This is a genomic window from Labrys sp. Lb11 (assembly GCF_057554225.1).
Map to the genome: position 1 here is coordinate 70279 of NZ_BAAJOT010000003.1, position 25656 is coordinate 95934.

A 25656-nucleotide genomic window follows, 5' to 3' on the forward strand; every position below is an offset into this window, starting at 1 on the left:
GCCGGATACTGCCCCGATTTCCCTTGAGGACCATACGGATGAGTGGTCGGTCCGGGCGGCCCTGCAATGCAACTCGCCCTTTCTCATGGCCAGGCCTTGCCCGCTGCTCCTGTGGCGGGCGGGGCTGCATCTTGACCGAGTGAGACAGCTCCAACTATTGGACGAACGGGCCGCGCCCATTGCCCCAAAGGGCATGTCCGGATTCCCGTAAGGGCAGCGCCCCACGCGGAGACGCCGCGGGGGCGACGGAGGCTGACAGGGGATTGCCCGGTGCGGGTATGCCCTTTCGCAACGGCTTCGGCACCTTGGTCCGACAGCGCCGGTTCCGGCGCGACCATGGCATCCTGGTTCCAGGTCGTTGCCGATGCGGCCGGTCCCGCTGCTTGCCGGGCCGCTTCTCGATCGACGCCACGTCGATGATGACCGGCGCGGCCCGCCCTTCCCTCGCGGCTGTTCCTATGCGACGCTCTGTCTGGGGCGGTTTGAAACACGACGGTCGATAGGATCGCGGCCGCAAGGGAGACGTGTCATGCTCGTAAAACGCTGTGTCGCTCTCATTCTGTTCGCCGGGGCGCTTGGCGCGATGCCGGGTGGGCTCCGCGCGCAGGACGCCGGCGCCGAACCGCACGTTCCCCTCGCGAAGACCATCGGACAGGTGACCGCGACAGGACCGGTGCCCTCGCTCGCCGTCATCAACGCCGCGGGGGCGACGCTGACGGGCAACACGTTGACCCTGACCGGGGTGTCGGCGAACTCGATCGTGTTCGCCGACCGCCCGGTGCGGGCGGCGGGTCATGTCACCACCGAGCAATTCATCATGCAGTGGGACAAGGACAAAGGCGGTTTTGCCGATGATCCGCCGAACGCCACCGTCTCCATCCTCGGCGGAGACGGCTCGAAGGTGAGCGATGCCGTGGTGACGCTGAAGTCGCCCAAGCTCGAGGGCAGCAATCTGACTTTCGACGTCGCCGTGCTGGAGGGGAACCTGAACGGAGCGAGCGGCCCGGCCGCCCTGTTCATCGACCCGTTCGCGGCGCGCTTCGGCGGTTTTCACGCAGGCGGCTTCGGCGGCTTCCACGGAGGGGCCGTCGCGTTCCGGGGAGGCGACGCCTGGCGCGGCGATGCTTGGCGTGGCGACGCTTGGCACGGTGATGCCTGGCATGGCGGCTATGGCTATTGGCACGCGCCTGTCTATCACGGTGCATGGTACGGGGCGGGCGCCGGCGCGGCGGTCGGCCTTGCCGCCGGCACGGCAATCGGCGCAGCTGCAGCCGCACCGTATTACGGCTACGGGCAGTGCGGATACTATCCGTATCCACCCTGCTACTGAGGATCGAGGTTCTCGGGGCCGACCCGCGATGGTCGGGCGTGCCTGAGGCGATCTTCGGTCCTTCCTGGAGAACAGGACTCGCGAAGCACGACATCAAGGAACGGCCGGCGAATACGCCGGCCGTTTTTGTTCTCTCGCGACGCGTCCTGCAATCACCCCTCGGGTGGCGGCGTCTGGCCCGCACGGTTCCGTGCGCCTCGACCAGCGCATCACCCTGGAACGGCTTCCTGGGATAGGCCCGCCGCGCCGCAGCGTCTGCTCGCCCGGGCCCGGCGGATCATGGGCGGCGCCCCTCATCAGGCGCCAGGGCACGTCACACGCTGTCGTCGCCGTCCACGACAAGGACTGTCAGGCGTGCAGCCATGAGAGGCCGCTCGCCCGGAACGACGTAACGGAGGCGATCCGCGATGTGGCTCAAGAGCCTCACCCTTGCATGGATATGACGCAAGGCATGCTTCTTGTCTGGCGCGGGACCGGGTGCCGTGTATGAATGAGAGTAACGTCGATTGACTATATTGTAGGGAAGAATCGATGGCGGCCGGATTCGTGTCGAAGACTATCGCCGCAGCAATATCTTTGGCCGTCGTCACCGGACTTCAGGCGACCGCCGCCTTCGCCGAGAACGACGAGGCGGATCTGGCGAAAAAGCTCTCCAACCCCGTCGCCGATCTCATCAGCATTCCCTTCCAGTTCAACTACAACGGCGGAATCGGGCCGGCGGAGGACGGTTCGAAATATTATATGAATTTCCAGCCGGTCATTCCGCTGACCATCAATGACGACTGGAACCTCATCTCCAGGACGATCATACCCGTCGTCTACCAGAAGGACATCGCCCCCGGCGCAGGCTCGCAGTTCGGGCTCGGCGACACGACGCAGAGCTTCTTCCTGTCGCCGAGCCGCCCCACCGGCGGCATCATCTGGGGAATCGGTCCGGTGCTCGGCATCCCGACGGGCTCCGGTTCGCTTCTCAGCTCCGAGAAGCTGAGCGTGGGGCCGACCGCCGTGGCGCTGTGGCAGGGCGACGGCTGGACGATCGGCGCCCTGGCCAATCACCTGTGGTCCGTCACCGGCGCGGCCGACAAGCCCGACGTCAACGCGACCTACCTGCAGCCCTTCGTCTCCTACACGACCAGGGACGCCTGGAGCTTCACCCTCAACACCGAGAGCACCTATGACTGGGAGACCGGGGACTGGTCCGTCCCGATCAACTTCCAGGTCGCCAAGATCGTGAAGTTCGACAAGCTGCCGGTGCAGCTCTTTGCGGGCATCCGCTATTGGGCGACATCGCCCGAAGACAGCGGCCCCACCGGCTGGGGCGCGCGATGGGGCATGACCGTCCTCTTGCCGAAGTGAGCCGCCGCGGCCGGCGGGAGGGACGTCGTCCCAAGCGGTGCGGCCCATGGGGCCGGCCGTTCCACGGGCTACCGGACGCGGCGCTCGCGCGGCCCGGTGACGGCCTCCCGCATCCCGCCCCGGAATCGAGGATTCGGTAGCGTCAGCGCACCTGCAGCAGCCGATCGGCCGCGGCGCGCGCCTCGTCGGTGATGTCGGCGCCGGCCAGCATGCGGGCGATCTCCTCGCGCCGCCGCGCCGCATCGAGGGTGGCGACGCGCGTCGCCACCCGCTCGCCCTCGCCGGCGCGATGCGCCTCCTTGGAAATCAGGAAATGCGATGCCGCCCGGGCGGCGACCTGGGGCGCATGGGTGACGTTGATCACCTGCACGCGCCCGGCCAGGCGCGCCAGCCTGAGACCGATGGCATCGGCCACCGCGCCGCCGACACCGGCATCGATCTCGTCGAACACCAGCGTCGGCGCCGAGCCGCGATCGGCCAGCGCCACCTTCAAGGCCAGCATGAAGCGCGAGAGCTCGCCACCGGACGCCACCTTCATCATCGGTCCCGGCCGGGTGCCCGGATTGGTCTGCACCCAGAACTCGACCCGATCGAAGCCTTCGGGCGCCGCGAAGGCCCTGTCGGTCTGCAGCTGGGTGGTGAAGCGGGCGCGTTCGAGCTTCAGCGGCGCCAGCTCGGCATTGACCGCGGCATCGAGAGCCCCGGCCGCGGCATGGCGCCGGACGGACAGCTCCTGCGCCGCCGTCTCATAGCTCTGCCGCGCCGCCTTGTCGGCGACCTCGAGCGCCGCCAGATGGCCCTCGCCCTCGTCCAGGGCGGCGAGATCCGCCGTATAGCGCGCGGCCAGCACCGGCAGGGCGTCGACGGCCACGTCGAACTTGCGGGCCGCCGCACGCAGGGCGAACAGCCGTTCCTCGACCCGCTCCAGCTCGGCCGGGTCGAAATTGGCCTCGCCCAGCGCCGTCTCCAGGGCGATGCGCGCCTCCTCGATGGCGTTCAAGGCCTGGTCGAGGGCGGCGATCGCCGGCTCGACCAGACGCGGCGCCTGGGCCCCGCGCCGCTCGAGCCGCCGGATGATGCTGGCGAGGCCCGGCGTCGGCGAACCCGGACCGGCGACGCCGTCATGCGCCTCCTTGAGATCGACCGCGATCTTCTCGGCCTGCATCATCTGGGCGCGCCGCTCGGCCAGGGCGATCTCCTCGCCCGGCTCGACCGCCAGCTTGGTCAGTTCCTCGACCGAATGGCGCAGCCAGTCGCCTTCGGCACGGGCCTTCTCCATGCGGGCGCGATGCTGTGCCAGGGCCTGCGTCGCCTTGCGCCAGGCGGCGTGCCGGGCGGCGACGTCGAGGGCCTGCGGCTCCAGCCCGCCGAAGGCATCGAGCAAGGCCCGGTGCGAAGCGGCGTCCGTCAGAGCCCGGTCGTCGTGCTGGCCGTGGATCTCGACCAGCGCCGCGCCGGTCTGGCGCAGCACCTGCACGCTCACCGGCTGGTCGTTGATGAAGGCGCGAGTGCGCCCGTCCGCCATCTGCACCCGGCGCAGGATCAGGTCGCCGTCGTCGACGAGGTCGTTGGCGCGCAGCACGGCCCGGGCGGCGTGGCCGGCGGGAAGGTCGAACACCGCCGTCACCTGGCCCTGGGACTGACCATGGCGCACCAGCCCGCCGTCGCCGCGTCCGCCCAGCGCCAGCGAAAAGGCATCGAGAAGGATGGATTTGCCGGCGCCCGTCTCGCCGGTGAGAACGGACAGGCCGGCCGAAAAGCCCAGATCGAGCCGGTCGATCAGGACGATGTCGCGGATGGCGAGCTGGACGAGCATGCCCGGCGTTATAGCGCGACGGGGCCGATTTCCCAGCCCCGTCGCTGCGGATTCACATGGTGATCACACCGCGGAAAGTCTTGCTGATCCACGAGCCTTCGTCCTCGCGCGGCTCCAGGCCGTTCGACTTCACCAGAGTGTAGGAATCCTTGTACCACTGGCTGTCGGGATAGTTGTGGCCGAGGATGGCCGTGGCCGTCTGCGCCTCCGAGGGCACGCCCAGCGCCATGTAGCACTCGGCGAGGCGGGCCAGGGCCTCCTCGATGTGGCGGGTCTGCTGGAACTGCGCCACCACGACCTTGAAGCGGTTCACCGCCGCGGTCGGGTTGTTCTGGTTGAGGTAGAAGCGGCCGATCTCCATCTCCTTGCCGGCGAGCTGGTCGCGCGCCACCTGGATCTTGAACTTGGCGTCTTCGGCATATTCGGAGGTCGGCCAGCGCTTGGTGATCTCGGTGAAGGCGTCGAGCGCCTTCAGCGTGCGCTGCTGGTCGCGGGTGACGTCCGGGATCTGCGCATATTGGGAGCTGGCATAGAGATAGGCGGCATAGGCCGCGTCCGGGCTCTGCGGATAGAGCGTGACATAGCGCTGGGCCGCGGTGATCGCGTCATCGTACTTGCCGGCCTGATAATTCGCGAAGGCCGTCATCAGGATGGCCTTCTTCGACCACTCCGTCTGCGGATATTCGCGGTCGACCTGCTCGAAGCGTTTGACGGCCTTGGAATAGTTGCGCTCGTTCAGGGCCACGAGGCCCTGATTGTACAGGAGGTCGACCGGGTCGGTGGCCTGCGTCTTGTAGGTGTCGTCCTCGTCCCCGAACAGCGAGCAGGCGCCGAGCGGCATCGCCAGGCACATGACCGCGGCGGTGCGAATCGCAAACCGCGCGACGATGGACCGGGAGGTGGATACGGAACGCAGCGGCATCGGACACAATCCCTAGGATTCGGCGCGGCCGGCCAGCGGCCCGAGCCGGATTGAGTGCAGTCTTCTAGCGGATCGATCCGTCGAACGCCACCGCGTCAACCCCGAGCGCCATCGTTTCAGCAACGATGTGGCATAGCAGCAAGACAACGACGGCGAAAACATGGCTGCGCCGCGCCCGCGCGGCGGCCCCGCTTCAATTGGTGTCCGGCGCGAAGGCCGCCACCGCCAGGCCGGCACCGAGCTCGGCGTGGCCGGTCTCGCGCCGCATCGGCTGGTCGAGCATCGTCCAGTTGTCCGCGTCGGCGAACAAGGCTTCCAGCATCATGAAGTTCAGCCGGTGGCCACCGCAATAGGAGCGGAAACGGCCGATCAGCGGCGCGCCGGCGAGGGCAAGATCCCCCACCGCATCCAGCATCTTGTGGCGCACGAACTCGTCGGCGTAGCGCAGCCCTTCCGGGTTGAGCACCCGGTCCTCGCCCAGGGCGATGGAATTGTCGAGCGAAGAGCCGAGGGCGAGGCCGAGCTTCCAGAGCTGCTCCACGTCCTTGACGAAGCCGAAGGTGCGGGCGCCGCTCAACTGCTTGCGGAAGCTCTCCGGCGTCAGGTCGAGCGCCTTGCGCTGGCGGCCGATCAGCGGCGTGTCGAAGTCGATCTCGACATCGAGCTGGAAGCCGCGCTCGGCCGGCACGAGCTCGGCCCAGGCCCGGCCCAGTTCGACCCGCACGGGCTTCAGCACCTTGATCGGGCGGCGGCGGCTGCGCAGCGTCTCCACGCCGACCTGGTCGATCGCCTCGACGAAAGCCCGGGACGAACCGTCCATGATCGGCATTTCCGGGCCGTCGATCTCGACGACGACGTTGTCGACGCCCATGCCGCGCAGCGCGGCCATCAGGTGCTCGATCGTCCCCACCGAGCCCCGGGCCGGATCCCCGATGACCGTGCACAGGCGCGTGTCGACGACGCCGGTGTAGATCGCGGCGATCTCCCGCTCGCGGCCACCTTCGAGGTGCGTGCGCAGGAAGACGATGCCGGTGTCGGGTTCGGCCGGATGGAGAGTGATCGAAACCGGCTTGCCGGAATGCACCCCGACTCCCTTCAGGGAGACGTGGGTGTTCAAAGTCGTCTGCAAGCCATATTTCATGTGCAAATTCCGCAAGCCGCCCCGCCTCTCGGCAGAGAGTTCACATCGAACCCGAACAGCGGCCTGTTACCTGTTGACCCCGGGGCCCCTTGTGTCCCGGCCGAATCCGGCACGGGGTGGGGCCTCTGTGTATTGCACACTATGCAGACTGGCAGGCGAAGCCAAATCACCCTTTGTTACGGTCTGTAACGCCTGACCATTGGTCCGAGACTAGTCAGCTTTCATGAAGAATTTCAAAACAGTGCGGCCCGGACTTGATGTCCGGGCCGCGATCTTCGTTCCGCCGGGACGGGCGCTTCAATTCGACTGGCGGCGCAGGAAGGCGGGGATCTCCAGCTGATCGTCCTCGATCGAGCGAGTCGGCGCCGACGGGCGGCCATGGGCGTCGAGCTGGCCCTGCGCCGGCCGATAGCCGGGGCCGGGCTGGGGCGGCGCCGGGCGGCGGACGGCTTCGGGAGCCGGGCGCGGCTGCGGCGCGGCGGGCGCCGGCGCCATGCGCGGCTCGGCAGCCCGCGGCGCCTCCTCCTGCGGCTCCTGCCGGCCGAGGCCGACGGAGGCGAGGCGCTGCAGCAGCGTCATGCGCTTCCGGTCGGGCTGCGGGGCAACCGGCTGCTCCTCCTCGGCGCGCTGCTGGCGCTGCTGGGCTGCGATCTGGGCCTGGGCCGGGGCCGGCAGGTCCTCGATGCGCGGCATGCGCGGCGGACGCACCACCGCCCGCTCCGGCGCCGGGGGCACGAAGGTCTGCGGTTCCGGCTGATGATACGACTCCGGCGCGACCGGCTCATCATGCGCCGGCTCGATGAACAGGGTCGGCTTCGGCGCCATGGTGCGCAGCGTCACGTCATTGGTCTCGGCCAGGATCGGCTGCGGGGCGAGCGCTTCGTGCACGGCCTCGACGACGGCCACGGGCGCTACGGTCGGGACCGTGCGCGGCACGTGCGGGCGCTCGGCCGGCGCCGCGCTCTGCTGGCGCAGGCGCGAGGTCATCTCGGCCAGCCGCAGGTCGTTCTGCGACGGGGCAGCCTGCGGCAGCAGCGCCGAATCGATGCCGGTGGCGACCACCGACACGCGCATGATGCCTTCCAGGCTCGGATCCTGGGTGGCGCCCAGGATGATGTTGGCCTCCGGGTCGACCTCTTCGCGGATGCGGGTCGCCGCCTCGTCCAGCTCGTAGAGCATCATGTCGGGGCCGCCGGTGATCGAGATCAGCAGGCCGCGCGCGCCCTTCATCGACACGTCGTCGAGCAGCGGGTTGGCGATGGCCGCCTCGGCCGCCAGGATCGAGCGGCGGTCGCCCGAGGCCTCGCCCGTGCCCATCATCGCCTTGCCCATCTCGCGCATCACGGCGCGCACGTCGGCGAAGTCGAGGTTGATCAGGCCCGGCTTGACCATCAGGTCGGTGATCGAGGCGACCCCGGAATAGAGCACCTGGTCGGCCATGGCGAAGGCGTCGGCGAAGGTGGTCTTGTCGTTGGCCACCCGGAACAGGTTCTGGTTCGGGATGACGATCAGGGTATCGACGCTCTTCTGCAGCTCGGCGATGCCGGCTTCGGCGATGCGCATGCGGCGCAGGCCCTCGAAGTGGAAGGGCTTGGTCACCACGCCGACCGTGAGGATGCCGACCTCGCGGGCGACGCGGGCGATCACCGGGGCCGCGCCGGTGCCGGTGCCGCCGCCCATGCCGGCGGTGACGAACACCATGTGCACGCCGTTGAGATGATCGCGGATCTCGTCGATCACCTCCTCGGCCGCCGCGCGCCCGACCTCGGGCTGGGAGCCGGCGCCGAGGCCCTCGGTCACCTGCACGCCCATCTGCACGATGCGCTCGGCCTTGGACAGCGTCAGGGCCTGGGCGTCCGTGTTGGCGACCACGAAATCGACGCCCTGCAGGCCGGCTTCGATCATGTTGTTGACAGCGTTGCCGCCGGCACCGCCGACACCGAACACGGTAATGCGCGGCTTGAGCTCCCGGACGTCCGGCATCTTGAGGTTGATGGTCATGGCTTGCCTCTTGATCGAAAGCGCGAAGCCGCGCCCCCTCCGTTAGATTTTACGCAAGGCCCGAAGGCCGTTACTGCAGCAAAACAGAATCAGAAAGACGCTGATTTGCGAAGCGACTTCAGAAACTATCTTTCAACCAACGCCCGACACGCGACATGTAGCCGTCCGTACCGGTGGCCTGGCCGCGCCCGTAGGACTGCGGCTCGAAATGCTCGATACCGGCGACCTGCGGATAGACCAGGAGCCCGACCGACACGGAGAAGGCCGGCCCCTTGGCCGCTTCCGGCAAGCCGGTGACGCCCAGCGGGCGCCCGACGCGGACCTGCCGGTCCAGGATCTTGCGGGCGAGATCGGGAATGCCGGTGAGCTGGCAGGCCCCGCCGGTCAGCACGACGCGGCGGCCGGCCTCGGCCCAGGCGCCCGACGCCTTCAGGCGATCGCGCACCAGCTCCAGGATCTCCTCGATGCGCGGGCGGATGATCCGCACCAGCTTGGAGCGCGGCACGTGGTGCGGCCCGTCGCGGTCGTCCTCGCTGACCGGAGGCACCGCGATGGTCTCGCGGTCGTCCGACGGGCAGGCGATGGTGGCGCCGTAGAGCACCTTGAGGCGCTCGGCCTCGGAGAGGCGCGTGGACAGGCCGCGGGCGACGTCCATCGTCACATGCGCGCCGCCGACGGCGAGCGCGTCGGCATGCACGAAGTGGCGCTTGGAGAACACGGCGACCGAGGTGGTGCCGGCGCCCATGTCGATCACGGTCGAGCCCATCTCCGCCTCGTCGTCGACCAGGGCGGAGAGCCCGGCGGCATAGGGCGTGGCCACCATCGCCTCGATGGCCAGGTGGCAGCGCTCGATCGCCAGCATCAGGTTGCGGGCCGGCGTGCCCTCGGTCGTCACCACATGCATGTCGACGCCGAGCACGCGTCCCAGCATGCCGCGCGGATCGCGGATGCCGCGCACCCCGTCCAGGGTGTGCTCGATCGGCAGCGAGTGGATCACGGCGCGGCGGTCGCGCACGGAGTGGCTGGCGCCGGCATCGAGCACGCGATGGATGTCGGTGTCGCCGACCTGGTGGGCGGCAACGGGAACGGTGGCCGAATAATGCTCGCTGGCGATACGCCCGCAGGACAGGTTGACGATGACCGAATCGACGCGAACGCCGGCCATGCGCTCGGCGGCATCGACCGCCTGGCGAATCGACAGCTCGGCCAGGTCCATGTCAACGACCGCGCCGGCCTTGACGCCGCGGGCCCGTTGGTGGCCGATGCCGAGGATCTGGGCCTGATGGGTGCGGCCCGGCAGCAGGTCCGCCCCTTCCAGCGGCCGCAGCTTGGCGATCAGGCAGACGACCTTGTTGGTGCCGATGTCGAGAATCGAGAGCACCGCCGTCCGCTTGGGCGGCAACGGCTTCAGCCTCGGGGTGAGCCCGCTGTCGAAGGGACGGTTCATGCTGGATTCCCCTTCTTCTTGGCGGCCTTCTTCAGGTCCTCGGCGCGAGCGGTGGCGGCATCCTCGCTCAGGCGGAAGGCGACGCGGTCGGGCATGCGCATATCGGCGATCAGCACATCCTTCTCCAGCACATGGGCCTGGGCTTCGAGCGTCGCGAGCGCGGCGAGCGCCTTTTCCGGTTCCTCTTCCGGCAGGCGGATCAGCACGCCGTTGTCGAGTGCCAGGTTCCAGCGCCGCTCGGCCACCAGCACGGCGGCACGCACGCGGCTCTTCAGCTCCGGCGCCGCCTCCAGCAACGCCGTGACCTCGGCGGTGCGCAGATTCGCCCCCTCCCCGACCACGAAAGGCAGGCTGCTGAAGCGGCCGTCGCGGACATCGTCGATGGCGGTGCCGTCGGCGGCGATCACCTTGACCGCCCCGTCCTTCTGCCAGAGCCCGTAAGGCTTCCGCTCCTCGATCGAGAGCGAAAGCGTGTCGGGATAGAGCTTGTGCACCGTCGCGGCCTTGACCAGAGGCAGGGCCTGCAGCCGCTCGCGCGACGCCTCGGCGTCGAGAAACAGCAGCGACGAGACGCTGGTGACGCCGGCGGCGGCGAGAATCTCCGAATCGGTCAGGCGCTGCTGGCCGGTGATGGCGACGGTCTCGATGCGGAAGCCGCAGAGATTGGCGATCATGTCGCCGGGCGTGCCATAGGCCGCGACCATGCGGTCCCAGCCGCCGTCCAGGTGGCCGCCGTAATAGCCGGTGGCGCCGAACAAGGCGAGAGTCAGCACCAAGCCGACGCCCCGCGGCGGGCTGGAGAGCCTCCGCCGCAGCCAGGACCGGCGGCGGCGCGCGCGCGGATCGGAGGCCGAATCCGCAGGGCGCGAAGAGGTCAGGAGGGACAGTCTCGGCATGAGGCTTCGGACCAGGCGCTCTCGTCACAGGACGGTTTCAGGGCCCGAAAGCGACAATCCGACCGATTTGCTTCACGACCCATTAACGCTAGCTTTCCGACATGGGGGTAAACAATCAGTTACACTTTCGGGTGTCGGCCCCGAAAATTCGTTAACCAATGTTGAGAAACTCCCCTGTGCCGCCGCAGCCGGGGGCGCCCCGCCGGGAGAGAACTGTCTCAGACAGGCACACCCACCCGTTTGATCTCCCACTCCAGCTCGACGCCCGCGGCCGCCTTGACCCGCCCGCGCACCGTCTCGCCGAGCGTTTCGATATCGGACGCGCTGGCACCGCCGAGATTGACCAGGAAATTGGTGTGCAGCGGCGAGACCTGGGCCGCTCCCACGATGAGGCCGCGGCATCCGGCCTCGTCCACCAGCTTCCAGGCGGACTGGCCGGGCGGGTTCTTGAAAGTGGACCCGCCGGTGCGGGTGTTGACCGGCTGCGTCGTGGTGCGCTGCTCGGTGATCTGCTGCATCTGGGCCAGGATCTCGTCCCGGTCGCCGGCCTCGCCGGCGAAGGTCGCCTCGGTGAAGACGAGGTCGGCCGGCGCGCCGCATTTGCGGTAGGCGAAGGCCATGTCGGCCGTGGACAGCGTCACCACGGCGCCGGCCCGCGTCACCGCCCGGGCCGACACGAACACATCCTTGGTCTCGCCGCCATAGGCGCCGCCGTTCATCCGCAGCGCGCCGCCGACCGCGCCGGGAATGCCGCGCAGGAAGGCAAGGCCCTTGATGCCCGCCTCGGCCGCCACCCGGGCGACCTTGACGTCGGGCGCGCCGGCGCCGGCGCGTACCGTCAGCCCCTCCACCGCGATGCCGGAAAAGCCCTTGCCGAGGCGGATGACGACGCCCGGCACGCCGCCGTCGCGCACCAGGAGGTTCGAGCCGAGGCCGATGACCAGCCAGGGGACATCGTCCGGCAGGGCGGCCATGAACAGCGCCAGGTCGGCCTCGTCGGCCGGCGAGAACAGCGCCTGCGCCGGTCCGCCGGTGCGGAACCAGGACAGCGGCGCCAGCGGCGCATTGGCCTCCAGGCTGCCGCGCAGGCCGGGAGCGGCGGCGCGGATGGAGGCGGTGATGTCGGGGAAGGTCATCTCGGGCAAATCCGCAGGTCGCCTCGGGCCAGGTCTGCGCTCCCTCCCCGCCGGGAAGAGCCGGGGGCGAATCGCACGGGACGAGGCACTCCCGCTCGACGAGCCCGCCCACGTCTTTCCTCACGGAAGGATGAGGAAATTGCGGCGGCCGGCCGGCTTCAGAAGTCCGGCAGCGGCCGCGGGCGCCGATCCTCGCCGATCGCCACGAAGGTGAACACGGCGGCCGTCACCTTGCAGGAGGCATCCTCCTCGCGCCGGCGCCGCCAGGCCTCGATATGGATCTTCATCGAGGTGCGCCCGGTCTCGACGATCCAGCCGTAGACGCTGACCTCGTCGCCGACCAGCACGGGCTTGAGGAAGGACATGCCCTCGACCGCGACGGTGGCGGCGCGGCCGCGGGCGCGGCGGGTGGCGACGTTGCCGGCGGCGAGATCCATGTGCGCCATCAGCCAGCCGCCGAAGATGTCGCCGGCGGGATTGGTGTCCGCCGGCATGGCGATGGTGCGGATGACCGGCTCGCCGGCCGGCAGCACGGCGTCGTCGCGGGCGCTCATCCCAGGGCCGCCAGCTCGCCTGGCAGGGCATAGGCCCACTGGGTGATGTTGCCGGCGCCGAGGAACACGACATAATCGCCGGGACTGGCCTCGCCGGCGATCAGCCCGGCCAGGGAGCCCGGCCGGTCGAGCCCGGTGACGTGGCGGTGGCCGCGGGCGCGGATGCCCGCGACCAGGCTGTCCTTGTCGGCCCCGGGGACCGGCGCCTCGCCGGCGGCGTAGACATCGGCGACGATCACCATGTCGGCGTCGTTGAAGCAGCCGCTGAATTCGTCGAACAGGCTGGCGAGGCGGGAGTAGCGGTGCGGCTGCACCACGGCGATCACCTTGCCCGTGGTCGAGGCCCGCGCCGCCCGCAGCACCGCGGCGATCTCGACGGGATGGTGGCCGTAATCGTCGAACACGGCGACGCCGTTCCATTCGCCGGTGCGGGTGAAGCGGCGCTTGACCCCGCCGAAGCTCTCCAGGCCCTTGCGGATCGCCTCGGCGCTCATGCCGAGCGTGTGGGCCACGGCCACCGCCGCCGTGGCGTTGAGGGCGTTGTGGCCGCCGGGCATCGGCAGGCCGAGATCGGGCAGCTCCGTCACCGCGCCGGTCTTGCGGTCGCGGGCGACGATGCGAAAGCGCGAGCGCCCGCCCGACAGGTCGAGGTCGAGCAGGCGCACATCCGCCTGCGGGTTCTCGCCATAGGTGACGACGCGGCGGTCCTCGATGGTGCCGACCAGGCTCTGCACCACCGGATGGTCGAGGCACATCACGGCGAAGCCGTAGAACGGGATGTTCTCGACGAAGGAGCGGAAGGCCTGCTTGATGGCGTCGAAGGTCTTGAAATGGTCGAGATGCTCGGGGTCGATGTTGGTGACGATGGCGACGTCCGTCGGCAGCTTGAGGAAGGTGCCGTCGCTCTCGTCGGCCTCCACCACCATCCAGTCGCCGCCGCCGAGGCGGGCATTGGTGCCGTAGGCGTTGATGATGCCGCCATTGATCACGGTCGGATCGAAGCCGCCGGCGTCGAGCAGGGTGGCGACCAGCGAGGTGGTCGTGGTCTTGCCGTGCGTGCCGGCGATCGACACGCAGGTCTTGAGCCGCATCAGCTCGGCCAGCATCTCGGCCCGGCGCACCACCGGCAGCCGGCGCTCGCGCGCCGCCTGCAGCTCGGGATTGTCGCGCTTGATCGCGGTGGAGACCACCACCACCTCGGCCTCGCCGAGATTCTCGGCGGCATGGCCGATGAAGGTGCGGACGCCTTTGTCCTTCAGGCGCTTGACGTTGTAGTTGTCGGCCGCGTCCGAGCCCTGCACGGTGTAGCCGAGGTTGACCAGCACCTCCGCGATGCCCGACATGCCGATGCCGCCGATGCCGACGAAGTGGATGGGGCCGATATGGCTGGGCAGCTTCATGGACGGGCGTCTCGATTCGACAGGACGGGATTGCGACTGGGATAGCGGAAGAACGGTCCGGGCGGAACTATGCCGCGCCGCGGCCCGCCGGCGCAGGTCCCCGGGCAAGCTTGACCACCAGATCCGCCAGCGTCTCGGCCGCATCGGCGGAACCGGCGCTGCGCGCCGCCGCGGCCGCGGCGGCCAGCCCGGCCGGATCGCCGAGCAGCTGCGCCAGGTCCGCCGCCAGGGCGTCCGGGGTGAACTGCGGCTGCATCATCAGCCGGGCCCCGCCGGTCGCCGCCAGGGCGCGGGCATTGGCCGCCTGGTCCTGGTCGAGCGCGCCGGGCAGCGGCACCAGGATGGCGGGGCGGCCGATCGCCGCCAGTTCCGCCACGGTCGAGGCGCCGCCGCGGGCGATCACCAGATGCGCCGCCGCCATGCGCGCCGGCAAATCCTTGAAGAAGGGCTCGACCTCGGCGTGGACGCCGAGCCGGGCATAGGCCTGGCGCACCCGCTCCAGATCCTCCTCGCGCGCCTGCTGCACCATCGACAGGCGCGAGCGCAGGCCGGCCTCGAGCCGGCCGACGGCCTCGGGGACGACGTCCGACATCACCCGCGCGCCCTGGCTGCCGCCGAACACCAGGAGATCGATGCGCTCGCCCGGCGCGGCATAGGGCTGCTGCGCCGCCGCGATCACGGCGGCCCGCACGGGATTGCCGGTGTGCACCAGCTTGGCCCGCGCCGCCGCCTCGACCATGGCCACGTCGGGAAAGCCGGTGGCGATGCGGGTGACGCGGCCGGCGAGCATGCGGTTGGCCCGGCCCATCACGGCATTCTGCTCGTGGATCAGCGTCGGGATGCCCCGCCAGGTCGCGGCGAGCAGCGGCGGCACGGTGGGATAGCCGCCGAAGCCGACGACCACGGCCGGCCGGCTCGCGCCCAGCATCCGCCAGGCCGCCAGGGCGCCGGTGCCGAGCTTCCACAGCGTGTTGGCCATGGCCAGCGGCGAGCGCGAGCGCACCGTCTCGGCCGGAATGGCATGGATTTTCCGCGCCGGGAAGGAGCCGGTGTAGGGCGCGCCGCGCTCGTCGGTTGCCAGTTCCACGGCATAGCCGTGCCGCGCCAGCGCCCCGGCGAGGGCCTCGGCCGGGAACAGGTGCCCGCCGGTGCCGCCCGCGCAGAGCAGAACCATCTTCTGTCCGTTCACGCTGCCTCCGCCGACAGGCCGTCCTCGCGGTCGCGGAAGCGCCAGGTCTGCGCCAGCACGTCCGAGCGGGGCCGGCGCCGCGTCAGGGCCAGCACCATGCCCATGGCATAGGCGACGGCGATCAACGAGGAGCCGCCATAGGAGATGAAGGGCAGCGTCATGCCCTTGGCCGGCATCATGTGCAGGTTGACCATCAGGTTGATGGAGGATTGCAGGCCGAACAGCAGCGTCAGCCCGGCGGTGGCGAAGCGGCAGAACGGGTCTTCCAGCTTGTAGGCGTGCCAGAGGCCGCGCAACACCACGAAGGCGAACAGCGCCACCAGCGCCATGCAGAACAGGATGCCGAACTCCTCGGCCGTGACCGCGCCGATGAAGTCGGTATGGCTGTCGGGCAGGATGCGCTTCACCGTGCCCTCGCCTGGTCCCTTGCCGAGCCAGCCGCCGCTCTGGAACGCCTCCATCGCCGTCTCCACCTGGAAGTTGTCGGTGCCGTCCGGGTTGAGGAACTTGTTGATGCGGGCGGTGACGTGCGGGATCAGGAAATAGGCGGCGAAGATGCCGGTGACGCCGGCCCCGCCCAGGCCCAGCACCCAGAACCAGTGCAGGCCGGCCATGAAGAACAGGGCGCACCAGACGATCGAGATCAGCATGGTCTGGCCGAAGTCCGGCTGCAGGATCAGCAGGCCGGCGGAGGAGGCCAGCAGCAGGATCGCCAGGATGTTGCCCGGCACGTCGCGGCGCTTGACGCTTTCGGAGAACAGCCAGGCCGCGAGGACGACGAAGGCCGGCTTGAGGAACTCGGAGGGCTGGATGCCGAAGATCCAGCGCCGCGAGCCCTTGACCTCGGCGCCGAACAGCAGCGTCGCCAGCACCAGGGCGATGGCGATCAGGAACACGCCGAGCGAGACGCGCCGGATCGCCTGCGGCGACAGGAAGGACACACCGATCATCACGGCGATGGCCGGCGGGATGAACAGGGCCTGGCGGTTGACGAAGTGGAAGATGTCGCGGATGCCGATGCGCTCGGCCACGGCGGGGCTGGCCGCCATCAGCAGAACCACGCCGATGAACATCAGCGCCAGCAGCGCCACCAGCAACAGCCGGTCGACCGTCCACCACCATTCATTGAAGGCCGATCGTTCGGCGCGCGAGGCCATGCGGGAGCTTCCGGCGATAGAATTGGATCGGCCTAGTGGTGACTCCGTTAGGGTTTAGGAAGGGTTAAGCCCCGGCCACGGCCGGCCTGCCGCGCGACCGCCCCCCTCGCCGACGCCCCTCCAAGGGCTTGCTGCTGCACCATCTCGACCATCGGCCCTCCCCTCCCCTCCGCGTCCGCGCCGGCGATCGGCCGGGAAATCCCCGGTCCTGAAAGGCGTTGTCGCCATCTTCCGAACCGGCGCCTGAGCCCGGCGCACCGATTGCAGACGGGTCTCGACGAACACCCGCTCGCCGTCGCGGCGGAAGAACAGGGCATCGCCGTTGCGGATGCCGAGCCCATGCCGCAGCCCAGCGGGCAGCACGGCCCGTCCGCCCATCGCCCGCCCTTCCCGGACCTGGACCGCCCTGGACATCGCCGGCCCCTCGCATGACAGACCTGCGGATCATGCCATATCCTCCTCCCGTGCCACTTCAGGATTCTGCGCCATGTCCGTCACCCTGACCATCGCCGACCTCGTCGAGCGCTTCCCGGACTTCCGCGTGGCGGTGCTGGTGGCCGAGGGGCTGGCGGTGCCGTCCGTCCGCCCGGAAGCGCTCGAGGCCGAGGTCGCCCGGCGCGAGGAGGCGTGCCGCCGGCGCCACGCCGGGCTGGAGCTTTCCGCCATTCCGGGCGTGGCGGCCTGGCGCGCAGCCTACAAGGGCTTCGGCATCAAGAAGACCAGCTACCGCTCCTCGGTGGAGCGGCTGGTCAAGCGCGTGCTGGCGGGCGACCGGCTGCCGGCGGTCAACGCCTTCGTCGACGCCTACAACGCCGTCTCGCTGCACCACGTGTTCTGCGTCGGCGCCGACGACCTCGACCGCATCGCCCCGCCGGTCGCTTTCCGCTTCAGCCGGGCCGGCGACAGCTTCCTCGATATGGGCGCCGAGGCCGGCGACGATCCGGACGATCCGCCCAAGCCCGGCGAGGTGGTGCTGGCCGACACGCGCCACGTGCTGTGCCGGCGCTGGAACTGGCGCCAGGACATGCGCTCGGCCATCGGGCCGCAGACGCGGCGCGCGCTGGTGACGATCCAGTCGAACGGCTGGGGCGCGGTGGAGGAGGCCGCGGCGGACCTCGCCGGGCTGGTCGAGGTCCATTGCGGCGGCCGGGTCGTCCAGGCCGTCGCCGACCGCGACCGCCCGGTGGTCGAGATCGGCGCCGGGATTGCGGCCTCATGAAATGGAGCTGAGGGGCGAGCTCGTGAAGATTTGGGTGAATTGGCCAGATGCTCTCTCTCGATGATCCGCGCTGGGGCAAGTTGAGGCATGCTTACGGTCCCGCGACGGACACTCCGCAGTTGCTGCGGATGCTGGCAGCCTCCCCGGAACCAAAAACCGACGACCAGGACGAACCATGGTACAGCCTGTGGTCGAGCTTGTGCCACCAAGGTGATGTCTATTCGGCCTCTTATGCCGCTGTCCCGCACGTCGTGCGGATCGCAAGCGAAACGGCATCACCCATAGATTTTTCATTCTTTCAGCTTCCGGCAGCCATCGAAGTGGCCCGAATGACGGGACATGGACCGAAAATTCCTGGGGACTTGGCGGACGCCTATCATCTTGCGATAGCGGAACTCGGGGAGGCAGTGAGCCTCCATCGGAACGATTCCTGGGATCAGCCGACGCTTCTATCGGCGGCGGCGGCTCAGGCCGTCGCCAAGGGCCATGTCGATGTCGCAGAGGCCCTGCTCAATCCGGACGATGACTGGATTGCCAAGATCAACCGAGGGGAATTTGGCTAGAGTTTCGATCCCCGTCCCGCCAGGACGGCCGGGGCGGCGTCGCCGTCCGCCCTGGCGCGCTCCTCGGCCAGCCACTGCGTCCGCAGCCGGTGGCCCTGGCCGGCAAAGCCGTCGTCGAGCGGCGTGCAGGCGGAGATCCGATCGGCGCGGAAATGGCGGAAGGCCTGCCGCAGCTCGCACCAGGCGGCGATGTTGGTGACCTCGACATAATAGATCATGGCGATCGGCCGGATGACGCGCTCGGTCGCCCGGCCGCCGTCGTCGCGATAGGCGATCGCCAGCTTGCGCTCCTGCCGGATCGCCCGGCGCACCAGGCCGAGATCGATCGCTTCCGGCTCGGGCGTGCCCCAGGCCGAGACGTGCAGGCTCGGCGTCTCGATCGGCTGCCGGGCCTCCTGCGGCAGCACGCTGGCGATCTTGGCCTGGATGGTGCCGGCGGCGGCCTTGAGGCCCTTGTCGCCGGTGCGCGCCAAGAGGCTCAGCGCCACCACCAGCGCCTCGACCTCCTCCACCGACAGCATGAGCGGCGGCAGGTCGTAGCCGGTGCGCATGACGTAGCCGATGCCGGCCTCGCCATGGATCGGCACCGAGATCGCCTGCAGCGAGGCGATGTCGCGATAGACGGTGCGCCGGGCGACCTCGAGCGTCGCGGCGATGGCATCCGCCGTCATCGGCCTGCGGGCGGAGCGCAGCAACTGGATGATCTCGAACAGGCGCGTCGTTCGCCGCATGCCGGCAGCCTCATGCAAATCGCCACCCTGCCCCAGGCCTGCTGCCACCGGAGTGTCAGCAGCCTCGCCTCGGCATCTCCTGGGCCTCCCTCGCCCGGTGATGCAGGGCCCGACACTGCTGACAGAACCATGTCAGCAGGGATCTGCCATTGTCTCCCCTGCCGACGCCGGCAGAGGAGACACCGCCATGCATGTACAGCCTTCGGCCGCCGGGCTCGAGACCGCATCGACCCGGCTCGAACCGCTCCTGCTGGTGACGTTCCAGGCGCCGGCCGAGGAGGTCGACGGCATCCTCGACCGGCTGGCCGAGGTCACGCCGCTCGCCATGGGCGCCTATGACCGCTGCGCCTACCAGTCGGCGCCGGGACTGGAGCATTATCGGCCGCGCGAGGGCGCCATGGCCGGCAGCGAGGAGGCGGAGCGCCGGCGGCCCGGGGTGGTCGAGGTCTCGTTCCAGATCGACCACGACGCGCGGCTGCTCGGCCGTGTCGTGGAGGCCATCGTCGCCGCCCATTCCTACCAGGAGCCCGTCATCACCGCCCGGGAAGTGCTGGCCAGCCGTTCGAAGGGCGGCGATCCGGACAATCCCAATCGCTGGTGGAACAAGGGCGGCGACTGGAAGAGGACGGCGCCATGAGCGTCGCCGCCCTGGCCGACCGCTCCGCCGCCGGGCGCTACCGCCTCGGCCTGGTGCTGGTGACGCTCTCGGCCGTCGCCTGGAGCGCCGCCGGCTTCTTCACCCGCCTGATCCCGCTCGATTCCTGGACCATCCTGTTCTGGCGCGGGCTGTTCGGCGCCCTGACCGGCCTCATCTTCGTCCTGGTCCAGGAGCGCGGCAACACGCTGCGCGCCTTCGCCGCCATCGGCCGGCCGGGCCTCCTGTTCGTCACCCTGTCCGGCATGGGCATGGCCGCCTTCCTCGCCGCGCTCAAGCTGACCACGGTGGCGCATGTGGCGATCATCTATGCGATCGCCCCCTTCGTCGCCGCGGCACTGGCCTTCGTCGTGCTGCGCGAGCGCGCGTCGCGCGCCACCATGCTGGCGAGCGTCGCCGCCCTTGCCGGCGTCGGCATCACGGTGTGGGGCGGCGCCGGCGAAGGCAGCCTGCTCGGCGATGCGCTGGCCCTGGCGATGACGCTGCTGATGGCCGCCATCATCGTCATCAGCCGGGCGAGCGGCGCGGTGCCGCTGGTGCCCGCGGCCTGCCTATCGGCGCTGCTCAGCACCGTGATCAGCCTGCCCTTCGCCAGCCCGCTCTCGGCCGCGCCGGTCGATCTCGTCAACCTCGCCCTGTTCGGCATCAGCAATATGGGCCTCGGCCTGATCCTCTTCGTCATCGGCGCCAGATACATCCCGGCGGCGCAGACGGCGCTGATCGGCGCCCTGGAGACGCCGCTGGCGCCGCTCTGGGTCTGGCTCGCCTTCGCCGAAGCGCCGGGGCGCCAGGCCATCCTCGGCGGCACGGTGGTCTTCCTCGCCATCCTCGCCCACACCGCCTGCGAAAGCCGGCGCGGCCCGGCCGGCGGCAGCTGAGCCGCCGGGTCAGCGCGCCGTCGCAGCCCGCAGGTCGGCCGCGGTGCCGAGCGCCAGGCCGCAGGCCTCGATCGCCCTGCCGGCCGCGGCGACCAGCCCGGCATTGTCGCGCGCGGTCGTGCCGTCCGGCAGCATGAGATTGTTCTCGAACCCGACCCGGGCATGGCCGCCCAGGAGGGCGCCGGCGGCGACGCAGGCCGCCTCGTGCCGGCCGAAGGCGCAGACGCTCCAATGGCCGAAGCGCGGCTGGCCGGGCGCAAGGAACGGCAGGAGGTCGGCCGGCGCCGAGGTCTGGCCGACGGTGTAGCGCCCGAGGACGTAGAGCACGGGGACGTCGTCCCAGGGCACGAGGCCGCGGCGCTGCAGCTCGGCCAGCCGCGCCGCTTCCTCGGCGCTGTAGAGGATGATCTGCGGCGCCACCCGCTCGCGCCTCGCCCAGAGCAGCAGGTCGGCGAAGGCCGCCTCCTCGCCGGCGTCCGGCACCAGCTCGCGCAGGGCCAGCGACACAGCCTCCGGCCTGACCGCCCGCACCACCGCCCGCTGCTCGGCCGGCGAATAGAGGCCGAGCGCCTCGCTGGTGATCTGGATCACCAGCCGGTCGGCCACGGCGCCGCGGATCGCGGCGATGGCGGCGCCATAGGCCTCGGCGTCGAGCAGATGGCTGCCGTCCGGCCGGCGGACATGGGCATGGATCATCGCCGCCCCGGCCTCCAGGCATTCGGCCGCGGTGCGCGCCAGCTCCGCCGGGGTCAGCGGCAGCGCCGGATGGTCGACCTTGGTGCGGCGGCCGCCATTGGGCGCGACCGCGATCGTGACCGGACCGAAGCTCGTCTCCATGCCCATGGCCTCTCCGCCCTGTTGATCCATATGGATCACTAGTATACTATTTGAAACATTCGTTGCAACAGCCATCGGGACCGTCGGCATGGATCAGGGCCCTCTCGCCGGGGAGATCGTCAAGGCGTTCGACGCCATGTCCGCCCAGCTCCAGGCCGCGGCGCGCTACGTGCTCGACCGGCCGCGCGACGTGGCGCTGCTGTCGATGCGCGAGCAGGCGCGCCAGGCCGGCGTGCAGCCGGCGACGATGACGCGCCTCGCCAAGCATCTCGGCCTGGAGGGCTACGAGGACATCCGCGCCCGCTACGCCGCCGCCGTGCGCGACGGCGGGCTCGGCCTCGCCGGCAAGGCGGGCCGGCAGGTCGCCAGCCAGAGGCTGAAGGGCGACCGGGCCCTGGCGGCGGAGATGCTGGCCTCGATCGGCCGCCAGATCGAGGGCCTCGCCGCGCCGGAGGTGCTCGACCGCGTCGTCGCCGCCGCCGAGGCCCTGGCGGCGGCGCGGCGGGTCTACGGGCTCGGCCTGCGCTCCAGCCATCCCGTCGCCTGGCACCTGCACTATGTGCTGTCGCTGATCGGCGAGCGCTCGATCCATCTCGACGGCGTCGCCGCGACCGGCACGGACGCGCTGGCGGGAGCAAGGGCCGGCGACGTGCTGTTCGTCGCCAGCGTCCGGCCCTACACCCGCCTCGCCGTCGACATCGCCGCCTATGCCGCGGGCCGCGGCCTGCCGGTGGTCGCCGTCACCGACAGCGAGGTCTCGCCGCTGGCGCAGCTCGCCAGCCATGCCGTGATCGTGCCGACCGACAGTCCCTCCTTCTTCCACGCCATGGCGCCGGCCTTCGCCATGGCCGAGGTGCTCGGCGCCCTGGTCGCCGGCCGCGGCGGCGAGGACGCCCTGGCGGCGCTGCGCCACACCGACGCGCACCTCGCCGCCCTCGACACCCATCTGACCCCACGCCCAGCCCGGAGATCGCCGTGACCCACCTCCTCCACCGCGCCGCCAATGCGGCGATGCCCGTCGCCGTCGGCGGCAAGGGCGTCGAGCTCGTCGACCGCGACGGCAGGCGCTACATCGACGCCTCCGGCGGCGCCGCGGTGTCCTGCCTCGGCCACGGCCATCCCGACGTGCTGGCCGCCCTGCACCGCCAGCTCGACGCCCTCGCCTACGCCCATACCGGCTTCTTCACCACCGAGGTCGCCGAGGCGCTGGCCGACCGCCTGGTGGCGGACGCGCCGGCCGGCCTCGACCATGTCTATCTCGTCAGCGGCGGCTCCGAGGCGGTCGAGGCCGCCCTGAAGATGGCGCGCCAGTACTTCGTCGAGACGGGCCAGCCGCAGCGCCGGCACATCATCGCCCGGCGCCTGAGCTATCACGGCAACACGCTCGGCGCCCTGGCGGCCGGCGGCAACGAATGGCGCCGGGCGCAGTTCCGGCCGCTGCTGATCGAGACCCACCACATCGACCCCTGCTTCGCCTATCGCTTCCAGGGCGACGGCGAGAGCGATGAGGCCTATGCGGCCCGCGCCGCCGGGGCGCTGGAGGAGCGCATCCTCGCGCTCGGCCCCGAGACCGTCATGGCCTTCGTGGCCGAGACCGTGGTCGGCGCCACCGCCGGCGCCGTGCCGCCGGTGGCCGACTACCTCGAGCGCATCCGCGCCATCTGCGACCGCCACGGCGTGCTGCTGATCCTCGACGAGGTGATGTGCGGCATGGGCCGGACCGGCACGCTGCACGCCTGCGAGCAGGACGGCGTCGCGCCCGACCTCATGACCATCGCCAAGGGCCTGGGCGGCGGCTACCAGCCGATCGGCGCGGTGCTGCTGAGCCGTCGGATCTTCGAGGCCTTCGCCAAGGGCTCCGGCGCCTTCCAGCATGGCCACACCTATATGGGCCATCCGATGGCCGCCGCGGCGGGCCTGGCCGTGCAGGAGGTGATCCGCCGGGACGGCCTGCTCGCCAATGTCCGGGCCATGGGCGAGCTCATGCGCCGCCGCCTCGCGGAGCGCTTCGCCAACCACCACCATGTCGGCGACATTCGCGGCCGCGGCCTGTTCCAGGCCGTGGAGCTGGTCGCCGACCGCGGCTCCAAGGCCCCCTTCGATCCCGGCCTGAAGCTCAACGCCCGCATCAAGCGCGAGGCGATGGCCCGCGGCCTGATGGTCTACCCGATGGGCGGCACCATCGACGGCGTCCAGGGCGACCACGTCCTCATCGCCCCGCCCTTCATCGTCGAGGCGGACCATGTCGACGCGATCGTCGAGCGCCTCGGCGATGCGGTGGACGCGGCGATCGCGACGACCGGCGGCTGATCGGGGCTTGGCGAGCGCCTGCCATCCTTGCCAGGGGCCACCTACGGCGTCCCCTGCGCCTTCTTGCGTTCCTCCACCAGCTTGTCGTCGATTTCGCGGGCGCGAATCGCGGCAGGCCGGTTGGCGATGCGCTGCCAATACTGCGCGAAGGCCGGACGCGCCTCGATGGACTTGAAGGCCAGGCCCCAGCCGATCTGCGAGCCGAAATAGACGTCGGCCGCCGAGAACCGGTCGCCGGCGATGAACTCGTTCCGGGAGACGGCATAGTCGAGCGCGTCCATCACGTCGGCATAGCAGCCATAGCCGACCATGCCCTTGCGTTCGGCGGGAACCTCGACGTTCAGCGCCTTGTTGGTGACGGAGGCCTCGACAGGACCGGCCGCGAAGAACATCCAGCGGTAATAGAGGCCGCGCTCGGGCGTGCCGGGCGCCGGGGCCAGGCCGGCCTGCGGGAAGGCATCGGCGAGATAGGCGCAGACCGCGCCGACCTCGGTCACCACCACGCCGCGATGCGCGACGGCCGGCACCTTGCCCATCGGATTGAGGGCGAGGTAGCCCGGCGACTTCATGCCGGCGCCGAACTCCAGGATCTCGGTGCGATAGGGCTGGCCGATTTCCTCGAGCATCCAGCGGGCGATACGCCCGCGGGACATCGGATTGGTGTAGAAGACGAGTTCGTCGCTCATGGGTGCCTGGTCCGGCTGGTACGGGATGAAGCAGGATAGCTGGATTCGAGCGCGAACGTGACGGCCCCCTTTAGACTGAGGCCCGGGCTTTGCCCATGTTGCCGGGATGGCGATCCTGGAGGGGGCGCCCCCAACCAGATCGTTATGAGCGGCCGGCTCTCCATCGAGCGGCAGGAGCGTTTACCAATTCGGCGAGAAGTTACTCAATTCCACAATTGAGACGCTATGTCCATTTGGGCGGCCCGTTCCGCGGCATGCAACAACGAGGGTTGACCGGCTTTTCGGTCAGAGCCTCATGCATGGGGAACGGGCCATGGACCAAAATACAACGACTTTCGTGGCGATGGATACGCACAAGCGGACGATTTCGGTGGCGATCGCCGAAGGTGGGCGGCGAGGCGAAACACGGTTCCTGGGCGAGATCACGAGCCGTCCGGAGGCGGTCGCCAAGCTGGTGGAGCGGCTCTCGAAGAAGCACGCTCAATTGGCGTTCTGCTATGAGGCCGGGCCTTGCGGCTACGGGCTCTATCGGCAGATCGTCGCGCTCGGCCACGAATGCGTGGTGGTGGCGCCGTCGCTGGTGCCCACTCGGCCCGGCGACCGGGTGAAGACGGATCGCCGCGATGCGGTGACCCAGGCCTCGCTGTTCCGGTCGGGCGAATTGACACCGGTCTGGGTTCCCGACGAGGCGCACGAAGCCATGCGTGACCTATGCCGCGCCAGGCAGGCGGCGGTGGAGACCTTGCGGCGAGCACGCCAACAGGTGACCGGCTTTCTTCTGCGGCACGATCGGGTCTATTCAGACGGCAAACATTGGAGCGGCAAATATCGCAAATGGCTTGCTGGCCAGCGGTTTGATCATCCCGCGCGGCAGATCGCATTCGAGGAGCTTGTACAGGCAATGGAGGAGGCGCTGGCGCGACGCGACCGGCTGGCCAAGCAGATGCAGGAGCTTCTGCCCTCCTGGTCGCTTGCGAAGGTCGTCGCGGCCATTCAAGCCTTGCGCGGCATCGCCGCGATTTCGGCGATGACTTTGGTCGCCGAAATCGGCGACTTCCGCCGCTTCTCCAACCCGAGGCAACTCATGGCTTATCTCGGGCTGTGCCCAAGCGAGCGGTCGTCCGGCGCCAAGACGGCGCGTGGCGGCATAACGAAGGCGGGCAACACGCGCGGGCGGCGCATGCTCGTCGAAGGCGCCTGGACATATCGCTCACCGGCGCGCGTCGGACTCGCGATTTTGGAGCGCAACGAATTCCTGCCGCAGTCTGTCAAGGAAATCGCCTGGAAGGCGCAGGTGCGGCTGTGCGCGAGATATCGTCGACTTGCGAAGGCTGGAAAGCCGATCAATGTCGTCTGCGTCGCCATCGCGCGCGAACTCGCCGCATTTGTTTGGGCCATTGCACGGCTGTCCGGTTGGTTTTGGTAGACAGGT

Annotated in this window: 23 protein-coding genes; 9 read left to right on the forward strand and 14 right to left on the reverse strand. The window is 69.8% G+C overall.

Annotated features, from left to right (window positions below; translation table 11 throughout):
• Positions 1-529: 529 nt before the first annotated feature.
• Entirely contained in the window at positions 530-1330 is an 801-nt protein-coding gene (locus tag AC27L4_RS10160; RefSeq protein ID WP_487142005.1) for a hypothetical protein, read from the forward strand.
• A gap of 531 nt (positions 1331-1861) precedes the next feature.
• Positions 1862-2686, forward strand: a complete 825-nt coding sequence (locus tag AC27L4_RS10165; RefSeq protein WP_487142006.1) for a transporter — start codon at positions 1862-1864, stop codon at positions 2684-2686.
• Between the two features lie 142 nt (positions 2687-2828).
• On the opposite strand, the gene recN is transcribed toward AC27L4_RS10165, so the two are convergent.
• The 11 genes from recN to AC27L4_RS10220 all read right to left on the reverse strand — a co-directional run bounded on the left by recN (position 2829) and on the right by AC27L4_RS10220 (position 16345).
• Positions 2829-4502: a DNA repair protein RecN gene (gene recN, locus AC27L4_RS10170; protein WP_487142007.1), complete on the reverse strand. Its 1674-nt coding sequence runs from the start codon at positions 4500-4502 to the stop codon at positions 2829-2831.
• Positions 4503-4554: 52 nt separating this feature from the next.
• Complete coding sequence (locus AC27L4_RS10175; RefSeq protein ID WP_487142008.1) at positions 4555-5424, reverse strand: outer membrane protein assembly factor BamD; 870 nt, start codon at positions 5422-5424, stop codon at positions 4555-4557.
• A 193-nt stretch (positions 5425-5617) separates the two neighbouring features.
• The gene (gene lpxC, locus AC27L4_RS10180) at positions 5618-6565 is read right to left on the reverse strand and encodes a UDP-3-O-acyl-N-acetylglucosamine deacetylase (protein ID WP_487142009.1); all 948 of its coding nucleotides are present in this window, start codon (positions 6563-6565) and stop codon (positions 5618-5620) included.
• Between the two features lie 297 nt (positions 6566-6862).
• Positions 6863-8566, reverse strand: a complete 1704-nt coding sequence (ftsZ, locus tag AC27L4_RS10185; RefSeq protein ID WP_487142010.1) for a cell division protein FtsZ — start codon at positions 8564-8566, stop codon at positions 6863-6865.
• A gap of 118 nt (positions 8567-8684) precedes the next feature.
• Positions 8685-10013, reverse strand: a complete 1329-nt coding sequence (ftsA, locus tag AC27L4_RS10190) for a cell division protein FtsA (RefSeq protein ID WP_487142011.1) — start codon at positions 10011-10013, stop codon at positions 8685-8687.
• The gene (locus AC27L4_RS10195; protein ID WP_487142914.1) at positions 10010-10786 is read right to left on the reverse strand and encodes a cell division protein FtsQ/DivIB; all 777 of its coding nucleotides are present in this window, start codon (positions 10784-10786) and stop codon (positions 10010-10012) included. Before AC27L4_RS10195 ends, ftsA begins: the two co-directional genes overlap by 4 nt.
• A 341-nt stretch (positions 10787-11127) precedes the next feature.
• Positions 11128-12045 carry a UDP-N-acetylmuramate dehydrogenase gene (gene murB / locus AC27L4_RS10200; protein ID WP_487142012.1) on the reverse strand — a complete coding sequence of 306 codons (918 nt, stop codon included), beginning with the start codon at positions 12043-12045 and terminating at the stop codon, positions 11128-11130.
• A 158-nt stretch (positions 12046-12203) separates the two neighbouring features.
• A complete protein-coding gene (locus AC27L4_RS10205) occupies positions 12204-12599 on the reverse strand; it encodes an acyl-CoA thioesterase (protein ID WP_487142013.1) in 396 nt (131 codons plus the stop codon).
• Entirely contained in the window at positions 12596-13999 is a 1404-nt protein-coding gene (gene murC / locus AC27L4_RS10210; RefSeq protein ID WP_487142014.1) for a UDP-N-acetylmuramate--L-alanine ligase, read from the reverse strand. Before murC ends, AC27L4_RS10205 begins: the two co-directional genes overlap by 4 nt.
• A 67-nt stretch (positions 14000-14066) precedes the next feature.
• Complete coding sequence (gene murG / locus AC27L4_RS10215; protein ID WP_487142915.1) at positions 14067-15173, reverse strand: undecaprenyldiphospho-muramoylpentapeptide beta-N-acetylglucosaminyltransferase; 1107 nt, start codon at positions 15171-15173, stop codon at positions 14067-14069.
• An 11-nt stretch (positions 15174-15184) separates the two neighbouring features.
• Complete coding sequence (locus AC27L4_RS10220) at positions 15185-16345, reverse strand: FtsW/RodA/SpoVE family cell cycle protein (RefSeq protein WP_487142015.1); 1161 nt, start codon at positions 16343-16345, stop codon at positions 15185-15187.
• Positions 16346-16832: 487 nt separating this feature from the next.
• On the opposite strand from AC27L4_RS10220, the gene AC27L4_RS10225 reads away from it, so the two are divergent.
• Entirely contained in the window at positions 16833-17564 is a 732-nt protein-coding gene (locus AC27L4_RS10225) for a B3/B4 domain-containing protein (protein WP_487142016.1), read from the forward strand.
• A gap of 47 nt (positions 17565-17611) precedes the next feature.
• Positions 17612-18127, forward strand: coding sequence for a hypothetical protein (locus AC27L4_RS10230; protein ID WP_487142017.1), 516 nt, complete (start codon positions 17612-17614; stop codon positions 18125-18127).
• Here the strand turns inward: AC27L4_RS10230 and AC27L4_RS10235 are convergent.
• A complete protein-coding gene (locus AC27L4_RS10235; RefSeq protein ID WP_487142018.1) occupies positions 18124-18858 on the reverse strand; it encodes a helix-turn-helix transcriptional regulator in 735 nt (244 codons plus the stop codon). The two genes, AC27L4_RS10230 and AC27L4_RS10235, sit on opposite strands and share 4 nt — an antisense overlap.
• A 187-nt stretch (positions 18859-19045) precedes the next feature.
• Here AC27L4_RS10235 and AC27L4_RS10240 point away from each other — a divergent pair, with 187 nt between their 5' ends.
• The gene (locus AC27L4_RS10240) at positions 19046-19495 is read left to right on the forward strand and encodes a YqfO family protein (protein ID WP_487142019.1); all 450 of its coding nucleotides are present in this window, start codon (positions 19046-19048) and stop codon (positions 19493-19495) included.
• Entirely contained in the window at positions 19492-20391 is a 900-nt protein-coding gene (locus tag AC27L4_RS10245) for a DMT family transporter (RefSeq protein ID WP_487142020.1), read from the forward strand. The genes AC27L4_RS10240 and AC27L4_RS10245 overlap by 4 nt, the downstream gene beginning before the upstream one ends.
• A 9-nt stretch (positions 20392-20400) precedes the next feature.
• Here AC27L4_RS10245 and AC27L4_RS10250 read toward each other — a convergent pair whose 3' ends face one another.
• Positions 20401-21234, reverse strand: a complete 834-nt coding sequence (locus AC27L4_RS10250) for a beta-keto acid cleavage family enzyme (RefSeq protein WP_487142021.1) — start codon at positions 21232-21234, stop codon at positions 20401-20403.
• Positions 21235-21316: 82 nt separating this feature from the next.
• On the opposite strand from AC27L4_RS10250, the gene AC27L4_RS10255 reads away from it, so the two are divergent.
• Both AC27L4_RS10255 and AC27L4_RS10260 read left to right on the forward strand, forming a co-directional pair.
• Positions 21317-22207, forward strand: coding sequence for a MurR/RpiR family transcriptional regulator (locus AC27L4_RS10255; protein WP_487142022.1), 891 nt, complete (start codon positions 21317-21319; stop codon positions 22205-22207).
• Positions 22204-23538, forward strand: coding sequence for an aspartate aminotransferase family protein (locus AC27L4_RS10260; protein WP_487142023.1), 1335 nt, complete (start codon positions 22204-22206; stop codon positions 23536-23538). The genes AC27L4_RS10255 and AC27L4_RS10260 overlap by 4 nt, the downstream gene beginning before the upstream one ends.
• Positions 23539-23579: 41 nt before the next feature.
• Here AC27L4_RS10260 and AC27L4_RS10265 read toward each other — a convergent pair whose 3' ends face one another.
• On the reverse strand, positions 23580-24224 hold the full coding sequence (locus AC27L4_RS10265) for a glutathione S-transferase family protein (RefSeq protein WP_487142024.1): 645 nt from the start codon (positions 24222-24224) through the stop codon (positions 23580-23582).
• Positions 24225-24537: 313 nt separating this feature from the next.
• Here AC27L4_RS10265 and AC27L4_RS10270 point away from each other — a divergent pair, with 313 nt between their 5' ends.
• Positions 24538-25650, forward strand: a complete 1113-nt coding sequence (locus AC27L4_RS10270; protein ID WP_487142025.1) for an IS110 family RNA-guided transposase — start codon at positions 24538-24540, stop codon at positions 25648-25650.
• Positions 25651-25656: the final 6 nt, after the last annotated feature.

Coding starts and splice junctions, on each gene's coding strand:
- AC27L4_RS10160 (WP_487142005.1), top strand. CDS start 530: ATGCTCGTAAAACGCTGTGTCGCTCTCATTCTGTTCGCCGGGGCGCTT.
- AC27L4_RS10165 (WP_487142006.1), top strand. CDS start 1,862: ATGGCGGCCGGATTCGTGTCGAAGACTATCGCCGCAGCAATATCTTTG.
- recN (WP_487142007.1), bottom strand. CDS start 4,502: ATGCTCGTCCAGCTCGCCATCCGCGACATCGTCCTGATCGACCGGCTC.
- AC27L4_RS10175 (WP_487142008.1), bottom strand. CDS start 5,424: ATGCCGCTGCGTTCCGTATCCACCTCCCGGTCCATCGTCGCGCGGTTT.
- lpxC (WP_487142009.1), bottom strand. CDS start 6,565: ATGAAATATGGCTTGCAGACGACTTTGAACACCCACGTCTCCCTGAAG.
- ftsZ (WP_487142010.1), bottom strand. CDS start 8,566: ATGACCATCAACCTCAAGATGCCGGACGTCCGGGAGCTCAAGCCGCGC.
- ftsA (WP_487142011.1), bottom strand. CDS start 10,013: ATGAACCGTCCCTTCGACAGCGGGCTCACCCCGAGGCTGAAGCCGTTG.
- murB (WP_487142012.1), bottom strand. CDS start 12,045: ATGACCTTCCCCGACATCACCGCCTCCATCCGCGCCGCCGCTCCCGGC.
- AC27L4_RS10205 (WP_487142013.1), bottom strand. CDS start 12,599: ATGAGCGCCCGCGACGACGCCGTGCTGCCGGCCGGCGAGCCGGTCATC.
- murC (WP_487142014.1), bottom strand. CDS start 13,999: ATGAAGCTGCCCAGCCATATCGGCCCCATCCACTTCGTCGGCATCGGC.
- murG (WP_487142915.1), bottom strand. CDS start 15,173: ATGGTTCTGCTCTGCGCGGGCGGCACCGGCGGGCACCTGTTCCCGGCC.
- AC27L4_RS10220 (WP_487142015.1), bottom strand. CDS start 16,345: ATGGCCTCGCGCGCCGAACGATCGGCCTTCAATGAATGGTGGTGGACG.
- AC27L4_RS10225 (WP_487142016.1), top strand. CDS start 16,833: ATGTCCGTCACCCTGACCATCGCCGACCTCGTCGAGCGCTTCCCGGAC.
- AC27L4_RS10230 (WP_487142017.1), top strand. CDS start 17,612: ATGCTCTCTCTCGATGATCCGCGCTGGGGCAAGTTGAGGCATGCTTAC.
- AC27L4_RS10235 (WP_487142018.1), bottom strand. CDS start 18,858: ATGCGGCGAACGACGCGCCTGTTCGAGATCATCCAGTTGCTGCGCTCC.
- AC27L4_RS10240 (WP_487142019.1), top strand. CDS start 19,046: ATGCATGTACAGCCTTCGGCCGCCGGGCTCGAGACCGCATCGACCCGG.
- AC27L4_RS10245 (WP_487142020.1), top strand. CDS start 19,492: ATGAGCGTCGCCGCCCTGGCCGACCGCTCCGCCGCCGGGCGCTACCGC.
- AC27L4_RS10250 (WP_487142021.1), bottom strand. CDS start 21,234: ATGGGCATGGAGACGAGCTTCGGTCCGGTCACGATCGCGGTCGCGCCC.
- AC27L4_RS10255 (WP_487142022.1), top strand. CDS start 21,317: ATGGATCAGGGCCCTCTCGCCGGGGAGATCGTCAAGGCGTTCGACGCC.
- AC27L4_RS10265 (WP_487142024.1), bottom strand. CDS start 24,224: ATGAGCGACGAACTCGTCTTCTACACCAATCCGATGTCCCGCGGGCGT.
- AC27L4_RS10270 (WP_487142025.1), top strand. CDS start 24,538: ATGGACCAAAATACAACGACTTTCGTGGCGATGGATACGCACAAGCGG.